The sequence below is a fragment of the Gangjinia marincola genome (assembly GCF_039523415.1).
GTDB lineage: Bacteria > Bacteroidota > Bacteroidia > Flavobacteriales > Flavobacteriaceae > Gangjinia > Gangjinia marincola.
The window spans coordinates 414266-428040 of record NZ_BAAAFG010000016.1 but is presented as its reverse complement, the minus strand read 5'-3'; the positions used below and the strand labels follow the sequence as shown (position 1 = coordinate 428040).

The following is a 13775-nucleotide window of genomic DNA, read 5'->3' as shown; positions in this document are numbered from 1 at the left end:
TATTACCACCCCAGATACGATGGCGGTTTTACATTTTTCAGTCTTAAATAAACAACCAGTTGTCCTCTATGATGCGATAGATGATTGTCCATTACGTTGGCAATTTCATATCGCGTTCGTTTCCCATACCAAACATCGACTGTCTCGTTAAGTTGTTCATCGGTCATTTGCTCAAGTTTTTCTAAGAAAGCATCAAAAAATTCTTCTAGGGCTGTTCTGATTAAATCCTTTGAGGTGAGTTTCGCTTTACCGCTGCGCTCTCCCGTTGGTCGTGAATCTCGCAAACTCGATTTCGCGAAAGCGTTATCCGTTACAAATCGACTATGCGTGCGTAACCAACTTGTGATATGGCTCAATTGTGATTTATAGCTCTTTACTTCTGATGAAGGTTTAAAATCAAAATCCTCTTTTGGCAACGCATCCACAAATTTTAAGGTATAGCGTTTATTACCTTTCCATTTTCTGACTAATTCTTCGTTTCTCATTAGGGTTTCAGCATTAATTCCAATTGATTTTGAAACGCAATAAGCGGTTCTTCGTGCATTCCAGATTTCATCAATACCAGTGCACCGTTGTACATCGCAAGCATAGCAATCGTCAAACTTCTAGCATCTTGTGCGGTTGAAATAGTTCCATCTTGCTGACCTTCCTCAATACAGTCCTGAAAAACATAGATGAAACTTTCAAAATTGGTGGAGCAGGCTTCAGTCAACTTTGGATTGATTTGCCCAACTTCCTGACTCATTCCCACGAGCAAACAGCCCCATTTAAAATTATCTCGTTTGTAACCTTGAACGAATATATCGAACAGATGAATCAGTCGCTTTCTAGGATTTAACCTCTTATCACGCAATAATTCCTTCATATAATCGGTGCTCCATACGCCATAATAATCCAAAACCTGGGCACCAAAATCATCCTTATCCTTAAAAAAATTATAGAATGAACCTCTTGATATTCCAGCCGATTTCAAAATTTCATTTGTTCCGGTATTGTGATATCCATTAAGCCGGAAAAGCTCCATTCCCGCCTTCAAAACATCATCTTTACTGTGTTTTACATTCATACTACTTCAATTAGACCAATCAATCTATTTACAAATATGCACACAATTTTTCAATTAGACAAATCAATCTAATTAATTTTTTGTTCAATGTTGTCACAGCTTACATAATTCTGAATCTAAAGGGTATAATCTTTAAAACAAAAACAAGATGAAACGATTAAAAAATGTAATGGTCATTGCGATAGCCCTATTTGGATTCAACCAAATGAACGCACAAAACCCAAATGCAAAAATTACCAATACCTTAGTAGTTGAGGCATCTGCAGATGATGTTTGGGAAGTATTGAGAGAGCTTGATAATATTGATGAACTGTCAAGTTTAGTCGCAAAAGTTGAGTATACTGGTAACAAAGCTGTAGGTGGAACAAGGGTGTGTACGTCTCCCGACGGACAAGGTAAATTCAAGGAGAGTATAGTTGCTTTTGATGATGCTGGTAGAACGTATACCTATGCCGTAGTCGAAGGAGTCCCTGCAGCTGGAATGGTTAACAATTTTAAGGTAGTTGATTTAGGGTACAAGAAATCAATGATTGTATGGACGTCTACTTATGAGAAATTTATGAAGAATCCACAGATGAACGAAGAGCAGTTTAATGGTTTTTTAAATACGGCATCTAAGGAAATGATGGCCAATGCAGCAAAAATGGCTTCAAAATAGTATTAAGTCTATTTTCCAAGTATTCAAAGGGTTGTGCTAATCGTACAACCCTCATTTAAAATGATGATATGAAGTTTAGAATTGTAATGGTAGTGATAGCAGTAGTGCTTTCGGGACGATTGTTCAGTCAACCGGATACTGAAGATGACAAACTATCTTCCTTTACCATCAATAGTAATATTCTTTCCGAAAGCATTTCGGTAACAACGTATAATGCATTTTCCAATGACTACATATCGAACATTATTTACATCACAGATGGTCAAAAAATGATTGACAATGGTGCTTTGGATACGATAAAAACACTAACTGCAAAAGGAAAAATTCCGGAGGCTACCTATGTGTTTGTAAGTACTATTGATGCTCAAACAAAAGAGGATAAACGCAACACCTATTTTTTCTGTAATGCCGATTATATTCGTTTTTTTGAAGAAGAGCTAGTTCCTCAAATTGAAGGTACGCTTTCGCGAAAGCGAACACCAGAACAACGTAGCCTAATAGGTATTTCTTTTGGTGGATTGAGCGCTGCCTATTTCACGGGAAAGACTGATTTATTTCAGAATTATGCTTTGTTATCTCCCATTACCTATCCTTGTGATGATGCGCTTAAGGCCATCGCATTTTCAGAAAACAAAAACCTGAATATCCTAATTTCAACAGGAAAAAACGATGCTGAAAATTACGTGACACCGCTGACCAACCTATACAAATCAAAAGGATATACAGTAAAAAACATTACGACTAAGGGTGCTCACGATTTTGAAAATTGGAACCATCAATTAGAGGAAGTGTTGAATTTCTTAATTCAGAAAAAATGAAAGTATCACAGCTCATTTCTATAATCATTCTAAGTATACAGTCAATGGCTTGTCAAAATAACAAACCCATAAATCTAGATTCAAATATGTTAATCGATAGAATACCACGTAGCGAATACAATACGAATATGACTTATTATACTGATAAGTCATTGCCAGGCACTTCGCTTGAAGAAATGTTGAGTAATACAACTACCGAAATGATAGCATTTATCAATGCCATCCCTGAAGACAAGATCGATTATGCCTATGGTTCTTTTAAATGGACGGTTGGTGAGGTATTGCAACATATTATTTCATACGAAGAAATAATGCTTGAAGTTGCTTTATTGAATGCAGGGGTCATCTCAGAAAAAAAACATACCGTTTCTTACAATCAAAATACGACTGTGGCAGGGGCAAAGGATAAAAGTAAAGGCGATTTGCTTGCCGAATTTAAAAGTGTACGTCAAAAAACAGAAGATGCCTTTAATTCATTAACAGACGAACAGCAAAAGCGTATGGGTACTTTAGATGGAAATAAGACCTCGGTAAGGGTTATTGCATTCTGTATTTCAGGTCATCAAACGCATCATTTTGATGTGATTAGAGAGCGGTATTTAGATTAGCTACTAATTTACTGTTATTGAGCCTTCCAATCTAAAATTGTTTGGCTCAAGGTGTCATCCCGAAACAACGTAGGTGATTTTCCGTACTGCTTTTTAAATGACTTGGTAAAATAAGCTGGGTCATTAAAACCACAGTCATACGCAATTTCAGAAATCGATGCTTTAGATTTCTTTACTAATAATTCACTTGCCTTTTCTAAACGCCTTTTCATTACATACCTAGAGAAGGTTGTATCAAACTCTGCTTTAAATTTTCTTTTGAATGTTGATGCACTCATATTAGCAATGGCAGCCATCTCATCAAGTGATAGGTCTTCCAATAGGTTAGCATCTACAATCTGTTTTAAGGTGTATTTATCTTTTCTAAAAAGAGAAGAGAGCAACTCAATAATAGGATTTGGATTCCCGCTGTTGATGAGTAGTAAGGTAAGTTCTTTAATTTTTAGCTGAATCAATTCCTCTGTAGCCAACTCTTGATTGTCAAAGTAAAAGAACAAACCATCTAAAAATTTTGAAAGTAGCACATCCAATTCTACTACAGCATTCATTGAGTCTGCCGTTTCTTCACGTTCTAAGGGTGGGATTTTAGTAGATTCCAGAACCTTCTGCATAAGCACAGGATGAAGTCTTAATATCACAACCTCGCTTACTTTGTCTTCATCAATACCTTCCCATTTGTTTACATACGTCCCACACTTCATCAGCACGCCTTGTGAACTGGACACCTGTGTCTTTCCATCAGCACGATAAAGATTACCTTGGGTTTGTATAGGGAATATAAAACAGGCCATATTATCCAGATGAGCTGCGGCAATCAATGGCGGTGTAAAGGTGAAATGGCTGATAACAGCCTTTCCACCTAATTCTAAATGTCGTTGTGTTAAAATCACAATCTTACTTATATAAATGCTTTATTTCTTTCCACTTTTCTTCGTCAACAATCTCGCCCGTTTTGGCGTGATAGTCTATCCCGTAAGCGTATTTTTGAAATGCCTTTCGCATACTACCTTTGGCAAAACCTTTTAAAAAACGTGGTTTTGTAAGATAGTTAAAACGGATTTTTAAAATACTATTTTCAGAATCAATTTCCACTACATCCATATTTACCCAAGAGTATTCTACATTTAATGTTCCGAAACCTTCTTCGTTTGCAATCTCGATGGTGATATGTCTGTTTTCAGGGTCGTATTTTGCAATCTCGTCCACAAAATATTTATTGTCTCTTTTGTCTGTCATATACATTATACGTTTCGCACCAACTTCGGCGGTATCAAATCCTTCTGCCCATTCTGAGTAAGGGCAATCTGGGTTACTGTCCGAAATTTTTTCAAAATCCTCGCCGATGATTTGCCAGACTTTATCCGCAGACGCACCAATTTTTTGCTCAACTTCTACAGTAACCATTTTCTTGCGCATTTTGGCATCTTTTTTAGCTACTCTTTCGTTTGATTTAATTTTATCAGGATGCAATTCACCAGTTTCAACATAGTGCTTTAATTCACGAGTCATACTTTCTAATGCCTTGCGTGTTGCTCCTTTCATAATACCTTTCATCATCCATCCCATAACTCCAGTAGCACGCATCGTAGTTTTACCTTTGATGAGCGTGCCTTCTGCGGTTTCTTCCAGGGTCCAAATATTAATGGCATCCTTTACAAAACCTGGTAAGCCATCAGCAAGTTCATAACGGATTAAATAATTTTCAGCATCATATTCCAATATCTCTTCTTTGGTATCATCAAAGCCAGCAGCGGTAATTTCGCAAGCTCTAATGGTATAATCTGAGCCTCCAATTGGTTCTCCGAAACCTTGGGAATGCGATACACCAGACGACCATTTACCAATACCTGCCCAATCTTCAGCCAATACCGCCCAAACTTCATCTAAGGGCGCATTAATAACTTTTTCTGCGGTAGCAATAACATTAGGTTCTTTTTCATTAGTAATTGACTTATTTGTTTTTGCTGCAGCCTGTGCCGAACAGAGTTGAGGTACGAAAGCCGTATAACTTACCAACAGAAGTAGTAACATTGTATTTTGAAGTAACTTTTTCATGTGTTTGTTTTTATTGTTTTTTAATTGTCACATGTAACCTTTGATGATTCAAATAATCATTGCTCTGTATGCTTAAGGATTATTTTAATCATGTCGGTTTCATTTTTCTATTTTATAGGGTTTTATTTCTTTTTACGACTATACTTTGCTATTGCCTTTACCTTATTTAGGTGCGGTTCTCCATTCTCGACGTAATATTTGAGTTCCTCACACATTGCATTTAATACTTTTTGTGTGTTTTTGATCATAAAGCCTTTCGTTAGAGAGCCCATAAGGCCCGTCGCTCGCATTTCGGTATGAGCCTTTATGTGAGTATTATTATCTTTTGAAAAAAGTTGCCAGGTATTAAAGGCATCTTTTACGAAACCTGGAAGTCCGTGGAACAGCGTGTATTTTAAAAGGTGGCCATCCTCATCGTAGATAGTAATTCGCTCTTTGGTATCACTGAAACCTGTTGCATTGATTTTACAAACTCTTTCTGGACAGCTACTGCCATTAATAGGAGCACCTGAACCTTCTGACGCATCAACGCCCGATGCCCATTTGCCAATGTCACCGAATTCTACTGCAAGTACTTGCCATACTTCGTCTATTGGAGCATTGACTACAATTTCAGCCGATGCATTTACGTTTGGAATTTTATTCTTCATAGCCTTGAACCAGTATTAATCGCTGAATACAAAACTATTTCATAGGTGTATCTAAGGTTTGTAGTATTGGGTCATTAAATTGGAAAATAGGACCGTTTTCATTTTAAATAATGTCCAAAAAGGTCAGTATGCCACCTAATGTATTTCTGCTCATTGTAAATCCTAAATAAAGTTTTTTGGTATGATTCACATTGTACTTCTCCTCATATGGAACGTAAGACGAGTTCATTGAAATCTATATATGATAAAAAATCAAAAGGTTCATTTAATTCAAGGCGATTTGCCTTGAACTAATAAGTTGATATAGTTTATTTATAGATGTAGTTAGACCATTGCTGAATTGTTTTTTACCTACTAATGCCATAAGAATCTTTTGAAAAAAAGTCTTGGTTTTCCAGTATTGTTCTACTCGTAAAATAGAATGGTTTTCATCTATCGGCTCAATAATGTAAAACTGATAGAGCTTTTCTACAGGAGGTGGGTCTGTAGTGAGTTCGCCGTAAACTAACTGCTCCATAGGGACTTGTTTAATTACCGTAGTGAAGTTGAAATGCTTTCCATTAATCACGCATACGTGTTCTGTGCCTTCACGAGTTACTTCATTTTCGTTAAACTGAAATTCTTCTACTCCATCAACCCATATATGACGGTAACGGTAGTTTGTTATCAATTCAAATAGACTATAAGCATCAATCGGCATCTTACGTTTCAGCACGAAATCAGGTTCGCTCTTGGTAACGATAATCTCTGGCGGTTCAAAACCCAATAATTGAAGTTTGTTTGTATCTATTTCAGCAAATAGATATGAAATGTTTTTCCCATCGTAGGTATCTACGCTTTCGCGAAAAGTGAACAAATTACTTTCATACGTGGCATTAAGACCTATGACATTTGCCAGTTGCTCACTTATCAAAACGTAATTATCAGAATCGATTGAATTCTTGAGAAGTCTATGCGCTTGAATGACCATTTCGCCAAAAGGCTTTCTGTTTTTCTGAACAGTCATAAACTGAAGTTCGCCACAATGCAATACAATTTTTAATTTGAGGTTAGGTGCAGAAGCGCAAGCCCTACACGGACAGATTCTATTTGCTTCCATCATTTTTAAATGACTGTAGAAAGCGGTGTACATCGTTTCAATTTGCGCGAGCAATTTTTCTTGCGATGGAATTTGATTTTCTTTGTAAAACAAGAGCGCGTCGCCCTCAACTTCGGCTAGGCGCATTGATTGTGTGTTTGCAGAAATAAGAACTTCAAGAAGTTCTGCAATAACGTGTTCACTATGTCGTACCTCCGTGGTTTGAACAAAGTGTGTAAAACCAGAAATATCAGGAATAAATAAAAGCGATTTTTTTACATCCATTTTTCCACACGATATTTGAAGTCTAGCAATAACATTTGAGAACGATATTTTACAATAGGCTTAAAAGTAATATTATTGTAGAACTTTTCTATAACACCAATTTTATCTGACTCATAATCAATAATATAATTTAATTCGGTTTGATTCTTACTTTTCGAATGTTGTCTTGTGGTTACCGTTACAAAAGCCGAATTCACTTTGGGACATAACAGACTTATAGCAAATTGAGCAGAATGCTTATGGGAAAAAGGAAAATAATTGACAGTTTCAATCATTCCCATTTTTTTATGCATATTAAATCCTTCTGTAAGCGCTTCTTCAACTATTTTGATGGGCTTATTTATGGTTTGATTTATTTCAAGAAAACGTTCCATTAGAAAAATCTTGAGATACTTAAACGCAAGAAACTATCATCTTGAAAATTAGATAGAATTAATTCGGAAGTATCAATATCACTAAAGATCCGTGCTTCAACTTCGGCAGTCCAACTGTTTCCAAATCGTCTTGATGCCTCTACGCTGAAAATAGTACTCGACTGTTCCAAGTCCTTAATACCACCAAAAAGAATCGAAGTATCCTGAATATCATTAAAGGCTATTCGACTTCCGAAGAAAATATCATTCTGAAGTGCGGTAAGGGCAAGTTCATCACGTTCGTCATACAAGTATTCTGTCAATAACCCGATGTCCAAACCATTTCCATCGATATTAGCGAAGGTATATTCCAGTCCTGCTACTACTGCCAAAAAATCCTGTGTATCTGCGTTGCGATATATAGATTCAAATTTCCATAAAAAGGCGTTGTGCGTTATCTGTACGTCTAGTCCAGTTTGGTTGATTACAGGGTAAAAGGCATTGATATCTCCTGTTGATGTGAATACAAAAAGTGGCTCTCTGCCATTACCATAAAAGTGTGACAATCCTATGTCAAAAGCACCCACAAAATACTTCCACCGAACTGCAAAATCCTGTCGAAATTCTTCGGCGCTACTTTCATAATCTAAATCGTCTTTGTCAATGACAACACCAAAGCGTAATCTGCCTTCTTCACCCGGAAATGTCCTTTTCCTGTGATAGGGTAAATAGAAAAAATTAAATGTGCCCCATTTATCTGTAATCCAACTGAATTGCACCATAGGCTGCCCTAGTTTTTCTTCACCATCAAAAGTTTCTACAGCGTCGGTTTGATTGATAATGTCAACCAAATGGTTACTTTCAGCAACACCCCAATATATTTTTTTAAGTCCAACGCTAAGCTCCCAATTGTTCTGAGCCTTTTGATAATAAAGTTCCCTGATGTCCCAATGGGTACGAGAATCGTCTCTATCTAAACGGGCAAATCCTTTAAAGTTGATACTCTCGTAGCCTTTGTTCCAATCTATTGAATACTCTGGTCGTAGCGCGATGGATGGATAGTGATTTTCTTGTCCGCTAAATTGAGCTTCGTCAAAGAAATATCGATACTCCGCTTCGAGTTCAAATTGTAAATCTTGGTTGATGGTTTTGGAAGTATCAGATTGCGCTTTCGCTAAAGCGGAAACAATTAACAGAAGTATGTAGAATGTTTTAGTTTTATTCATAATTAGTATTGTGCCAAAGCATCACACCACCCATTAGAGTGATGTGATTTCTTTGGACTTGCTAGCAAAATAATGTTCAAGGGGATGAGATTGCTCTCTTTGTCAATTCTGCTATGTTATTTAAAGTTTTAAAACTGGCGATGTCATTTGCATTTTCTCACAGCAGTCGCCAGCCCTAAAAACTAACCATCTATAAACTCTTATTTACCAGCTCTTTTTAAGGCTACTTGGCTAAAGTCATCTTCAGTAAGCGCTACGTCAAAATCATAGTTACTGAATTCAAGAACAGTTTCTTTGTTGCTCTGATGATTCACCATATTAAAGGTACTTGCTCTCCAAAACTTGTCTTTATAAAGCTTGTAGTCGCTATAGGTCAAAGTTTTGAGCAATGCGTTTTTTCGGTCGTAAAATTCGATTTTTTCGATTCGGTATCCTTTGTCCTTATTGTAGGTTACCAACCTTCTTGTGTATCCAGATTTTGGGTCTACTGGGTCTTGCTCAACAATTAGATTACTACCATCTTCCTTGATGAATTTATAGGTGTATTTTTCAACTTCCTGCGAAGAAAGGTCTTCGTAAGCAAACTCACTACCCACAAATGGACCAGATTTGTTGTTTGAAGAAATACGTTTTACCCTAGCTATCGAAGGCAGGTACAACCATTGGTCGTCACTACCTACTTTATGAGTAAACGTCAGTGTAGCGGTACCTTTTACATCTTTTGGACTATTAAAAACGATAAGTGATTTGTCTCCATCTTCGGTAAGCTCCAGCGTTTTGTTTACTAGATAACGTTCACTGGTTTGACCATTCTTGTTCTTGAGAGTCATTTTGAGTTCTACTGTACTACTACCGAAGCCTAAATCTGCTTTTTCGGCAGCTTTGGCAATCTGTAAACCTCTTTCTTCAGCTGTTTGACCATACGAAACGATACCTGCAAGTATAGTTATTGTTGTTATAATTGATTTTTTCATTTTTATGTATTAGGTTTTGATAATTAATTTTTCGCTTTAAGCTGAATTTGACTTTCCTTTTTACTTGCTAGTATGAGAAGTGATGGGAGTAAGATGAAGTCTATAACGAGAGCAGCAATTATTATAATTAAGGTAATTCTGGCCATATAACTGTTAAGTGCAAATGGCGAAGTAGATAGAATGGCAAAGCCAGCTACGAGGATAATGGTTGTTGTAACTAAAGCTTTTCCTACCGTTTCAAAAGCGTATATCACAGCCTGTTTTGCATCGTAGCCCAGTTCTCTACGTGCTCGTAAAAACTTGCTCATAAAGTGTACGGTATCATCTACGATGATTCCGAGAGTCATCCCGAATACGATTACCATTCCTGTATTGATCTCTCCTTTATAGATCCACCATAAGCCAAAGCCTACCAATACCGGAGCCACATTTGGTATAATACTTAGAAGTCCTAGTTTAAAATTGCGTAAGGCTATCATTAAAATAATGGAAATGAGTAACAATGCAACGATGTTTCCATTGAACATACTATCTGCCTGACGAAAGCCAAGTTTTGAAAACATCAACGTGGGACTTACACCTAGGGCGTGCATAGGTTCTGGTGTATTTTCTTTAAGCCAGTTTTCTGCTCGTTCAGTAAATGCTATCATTTCAACACTTGATGTATTTTCTAAGGTGGCTGTAACTCGCGTTTCAGACTTATCTACATTAATTTGATTATTCAAGTCAAGACCGAAGGGTAAAGAGAGTTCATACAGCAACAAGTATTGCGCAGCTTCTTCTCTGGAATCTGGAATTCTGTAATAGCTTTCATTATCTCCGTGCATTGAACGATTCACTCTTCTGGCTACTTCGCTAAAGGCATTGGTATGAATAACCTCTGGTTGCTCATTCAACCAATTTTCAAAAGCATTTAGTTTCTGGAGATACTCTGGATTGTTAATACCACCGCTTTCTCCACTTCCTACGGAAAACTCTACATTATAGAAACCAGTAAGGTTTTCATTAATGAAGTCACTGTCTTGTCTAAATTTTACTGAAGTATCAAAATACTCTACAAACTCATCGTTGAATACATTAAATGTGGCTAAGTAGGTGAGGACTCCAATAAACACTAAGGAAATTACTGAAAGACGAACAGGTTGTTTAACCACCCAATGACCAAAGCGTGTGTACCAGCTATTTTCCTTTATAACATCACTAGTAACGTCCTTAGATTTCTTTCGTTTCCAAAGCGGCAAGACGGCCATAAAGGCTGGAAGGAACGTCGTTGAATATAAGAATGCCATTGTCATACCAAAAGCAACAATGTTTCCTAGATCCCAGAATGGTGGTACGTCTCCAAAGTTCATCGTTAAGAAACCGATAACGGTTGTGATACTCGTAATGAAAACAGGCATAAAATTTAGGCGGATACTTTCAATGATGGCGTCTTTCTTTTCATAACCTTCGTTGCGAGCTTTCTGTAGATATGTAATGAGAATGTGGATACTATCTGCTACTGCCAGCGTCAGAATCATTGTCGGGAATACTGAAGAAGGCGGCGTTAATTTAATACCCATTAGACCTATGAATCCAAAAGCCGACATTGCAGAGAACATAAATACGAGCATTGTAGCGAGCATCGCAAAAACATTCCGCGTAAGCAAAAACGTAAGCAGCAAGACTACCAGCACCATAAGGCCTACAAGCGCAAAACCTTTTTCAGAATATTCAAAAAAGGCCGTATTCAACGGAACTAAACCAGTTGTATACACATCAAAGTTGGGGTGCTTTTCTTGAAAATCTGCCACCATTTTTCGCGTTGCTGCTGTAACCTCTGGTATTTCTACAGCACTATCCTTTCCAGGTAGCCGAACAGTGATATTTATGGCGGTGACACTTCCTTCATAATTGATAATTCTATCCACGAGTAAGGGTTCCTTTAGTGCTTTTTCCTTGATTGCAAGAATTTCAGCATCTGTTTTTGAACCTGACTCGTAAGAAAGGTCATCCACATACAAATCATCTTCTTCAGCACTTGTATGTTGAAAATTCGTGACTGCATCTACACGCGATGAATAAGGTGTGTTCCAAGCTTCAGTAGTAAGCTCTTCGATAGCTATCAAATTTTCTCTAGTGAAGATATTCTTATCCTTAGGAGCAAGAACCAATACGATGTTATCATCCTTTGTGTACTTATCCTGAAGAGCATCAAAGGCTTCTAATTCTGGATTCGACTCACTAAAAAAGACGTGATAATCTCCGTCAAATTGCATTTTTCCCTGAGAGGCAAGTCCCATTGCGAGGACGATAGATAAGATGAGAACTGGCCATTTGTATCGGATAACGAATTCTGCCCAACGGGTTGCAAAAGATTTTTTGGAGTTTTGATCAGGTTGTTTCATTACAAAAATGTGTTTATTTATCGTTTAGTTTAGTAAATCCTATAGGTTCTATATCGTCTAAAGGATATAGGAGTGCTTTATCAAAAGCGTCGAACTTGTAATCACTCAAAGCAAAACTGTAGACTTTAGATTCTATTTTTTTCGGACCTTTTAATTGAATAGTGATGTTACTAGGCAAGAATGCACCTATGCTGGTTTCTTTTCGCTCGTATCTAGCAGTTGCATGCTGCAACCCTTTAGGCATTGGTAAAAAGAAATCGTTTATGGTAACTTCAAGTAAATCAATGAATTTTGTAGCAGGATTAATATAAGCTAAGAAGCGATCATATTTTTTATTAGGTACCTCGCTTCCCCAAGTGACATATACAGTTTCGTAATTAATTCCTTCAAGTTCTTTTTGTCCTGCATAGCGAATAATTTCTGCATCGGGCAAATGCATTGGTGCCTCTAGAAGATAATGATAAGTTGCTAAACCCCAAATATATCGGTCGTGTTCATGACGTTTTATATAATCGCTATTTGTTTCTTTTTTGTAACCTTGCCAAGACTGAACTCCCTGAATAGTATTTGTTTTTCTGCCTTCTAAATATTCTACCTGTCCATCAAAAGAATTTGTGGCCAGTCTTAATTTTAAAGCATTATTATTATTACCAGGAAATGCATTCATAGGCATTAAGAGCCATATACCTTTCCAGTTAAATAATGCATCAACTTCATAAACTTCTGTTTCTGAAAGCTTATCATAACCCATGGCTATTTTAGCTTCGTTAAGTAGATCTCTACCTCTTTGTTCTGGATTTGTAATAGAATCGGATTGCAAAAGTTCTGAGCGTAGATCTACAGATTTACAAGATTGTAATACACTTACAGCGATTACAATAATTAAAAATTTAAAAAGATATTTCATATAATAAATAAATTAGACTGTTCTGTTTATTTTAAGTTTAAATTTTTTTAGACTGCAATGAATTTAAATGTCATTTCGAACCAGATATCCATATATACTCGATTTCGAGTTACCTTGGTTCTAGTTAACACACCATAAAAGCCTGCATGCATATATTCGGCAAGTTCAAGTGCCGAAAAATCTTTTGTTATTTCTCCCGAGTTCTGGCCTTTTGTAATTTCCATTGCTAGGACATTGAGCCAGCCCATAAAATGCTGATTCGCCTCTGAACCTATGATGTCACTTTGTCTTCCTACTTCGATACTCATATTATTTACCAAGCATCCACCCTTGTATTCATCCTTTTCGTTCAAGCTTATCATAAACGTGTAAAAAGATTTTAAACACTCTATAGGCGACAAATCACAGTCTTTAAAAAAGTCCTGCATCCAACAGTAATTTGATTCCCCATACTGCTTAACAACCTGCTGAGCAAAATCTTCTTTGGATTCAAAAAAATTATAGAAAGAACCCTTTGGAATACCAGACTCCTTGAGTATTTGATTGATACCTACATTGTGATATCCATTCGTTCGAAAAACTTCGTAACCAACTTTTAGTATATCTTCTTTGTTATGTTTATAACCCATATCAGTGACAAATATATAAATTATTTTTAAATTAGACTGACTGGTTTAATTTTTTTCAAACATATCGCAACTAAAGATTAA

At 36.7% G+C, this 13775-nt stretch carries 15 protein-coding genes; 3 read left to right on the top strand and 12 right to left on the bottom strand.

Features of this window, described 5'->3' with window-relative positions:
• Positions 1 to 2: 2 nt before the first annotated feature.
• Both ABD000_RS12880 and ABD000_RS12875 read right to left on the bottom strand, forming a co-directional pair.
• Entirely contained in the window at positions 3 to 485 is a 483-nt protein-coding gene (locus tag ABD000_RS12880; protein WP_343768302.1) for a DinB family protein, read from the bottom strand.
• Complete coding sequence (locus tag ABD000_RS12875; protein WP_343768299.1) at positions 485 to 1066, bottom strand: TetR/AcrR family transcriptional regulator; 582 nt, start codon at positions 1064 to 1066, stop codon at positions 485 to 487. Before ABD000_RS12875 ends, ABD000_RS12880 begins: the two co-directional genes overlap by 1 nt.
• Before the next feature lie 148 nt (positions 1067 to 1214).
• On the opposite strand from ABD000_RS12875, the gene ABD000_RS12870 reads away from it, so the two are divergent.
• The 3 genes from ABD000_RS12870 to ABD000_RS12860 all read left to right on the top strand — a co-directional run bounded on the left by ABD000_RS12870 (position 1215) and on the right by ABD000_RS12860 (position 3150).
• Positions 1215 to 1724: an SRPBCC family protein gene (locus ABD000_RS12870; RefSeq protein ID WP_343768296.1), complete on the top strand. Its 510-nt coding sequence runs from the start codon at positions 1215 to 1217 to the stop codon at positions 1722 to 1724.
• A 68-nt stretch (positions 1725 to 1792) separates the two neighbouring features.
• On the top strand, positions 1793 to 2542 hold the full coding sequence (locus ABD000_RS12865; RefSeq protein WP_343768293.1) for an alpha/beta hydrolase: 750 nt from the start codon (positions 1793 to 1795) through the stop codon (positions 2540 to 2542).
• Complete coding sequence (locus ABD000_RS12860; RefSeq protein WP_343768290.1) at positions 2539 to 3150, top strand: DinB family protein; 612 nt, start codon at positions 2539 to 2541, stop codon at positions 3148 to 3150. Before ABD000_RS12865 ends, ABD000_RS12860 begins: the two co-directional genes overlap by 4 nt.
• A 14-nt stretch (positions 3151 to 3164) precedes the next feature.
• On the opposite strand, the gene ABD000_RS12855 is transcribed toward ABD000_RS12860, so the two are convergent.
• The 10 genes from ABD000_RS12855 to ABD000_RS12810 form a co-directional block, all read right to left on the bottom strand.
• Positions 3165 to 4040, bottom strand: coding sequence for a helix-turn-helix domain-containing protein (locus tag ABD000_RS12855; protein WP_343768288.1), 876 nt, complete (start codon positions 4038 to 4040; stop codon positions 3165 to 3167).
• 4 nt (positions 4041 to 4044) lie between these two features.
• The gene (locus tag ABD000_RS12850; protein WP_343768286.1) at positions 4045 to 5205 is read right to left on the bottom strand and encodes an SRPBCC family protein; all 1161 of its coding nucleotides are present in this window, start codon (positions 5203 to 5205) and stop codon (positions 4045 to 4047) included.
• A gap of 122 nt (positions 5206 to 5327) precedes the next feature.
• A complete protein-coding gene (locus tag ABD000_RS12845) occupies positions 5328 to 5855 on the bottom strand; it encodes an SRPBCC family protein (protein WP_343768283.1) in 528 nt (175 codons plus the stop codon).
• 265 nt (positions 5856 to 6120) lie between these two features.
• Positions 6121 to 7218: a DUF2652 domain-containing protein gene (locus ABD000_RS12840; protein ID WP_343768281.1), complete on the bottom strand. Its 1098-nt coding sequence runs from the start codon at positions 7216 to 7218 to the stop codon at positions 6121 to 6123.
• Positions 7209 to 7592 (bottom strand): hypothetical protein, encoded by a 384-nt coding sequence (locus ABD000_RS12835; protein WP_343768279.1) that lies wholly within the window; start codon positions 7590 to 7592, stop codon positions 7209 to 7211. The genes ABD000_RS12840 and ABD000_RS12835 overlap by 10 nt, the downstream gene beginning before the upstream one ends.
• Positions 7592 to 8797 carry a hypothetical protein gene (locus ABD000_RS12830; protein ID WP_343768277.1) on the bottom strand — a complete coding sequence of 402 codons (1206 nt, stop codon included), beginning with the start codon at positions 8795 to 8797 and terminating at the stop codon, positions 7592 to 7594. The genes ABD000_RS12835 and ABD000_RS12830 overlap by 1 nt, the downstream gene beginning before the upstream one ends.
• A 200-nt stretch (positions 8798 to 8997) precedes the next feature.
• Positions 8998 to 9771: an outer membrane lipoprotein-sorting protein gene (locus tag ABD000_RS12825; protein ID WP_343768274.1), complete on the bottom strand. Its 774-nt coding sequence runs from the start codon at positions 9769 to 9771 to the stop codon at positions 8998 to 9000.
• A gap of 23 nt (positions 9772 to 9794) precedes the next feature.
• Complete coding sequence (locus tag ABD000_RS12820; protein WP_343768272.1) at positions 9795 to 12158, bottom strand: efflux RND transporter permease subunit; 2364 nt, start codon at positions 12156 to 12158, stop codon at positions 9795 to 9797.
• 13 nt (positions 12159 to 12171) lie between these two features.
• On the bottom strand, positions 12172 to 13065 hold the full coding sequence (locus ABD000_RS12815) for a hypothetical protein (RefSeq protein WP_343768270.1): 894 nt from the start codon (positions 13063 to 13065) through the stop codon (positions 12172 to 12174).
• 47 nt (positions 13066 to 13112) lie between these two features.
• Positions 13113 to 13694 carry a TetR/AcrR family transcriptional regulator gene (locus ABD000_RS12810; protein WP_343768267.1) on the bottom strand — a complete coding sequence of 194 codons (582 nt, stop codon included), beginning with the start codon at positions 13692 to 13694 and terminating at the stop codon, positions 13113 to 13115.
• Between the last annotated feature and the right edge of the window lie 81 nt (positions 13695 to 13775).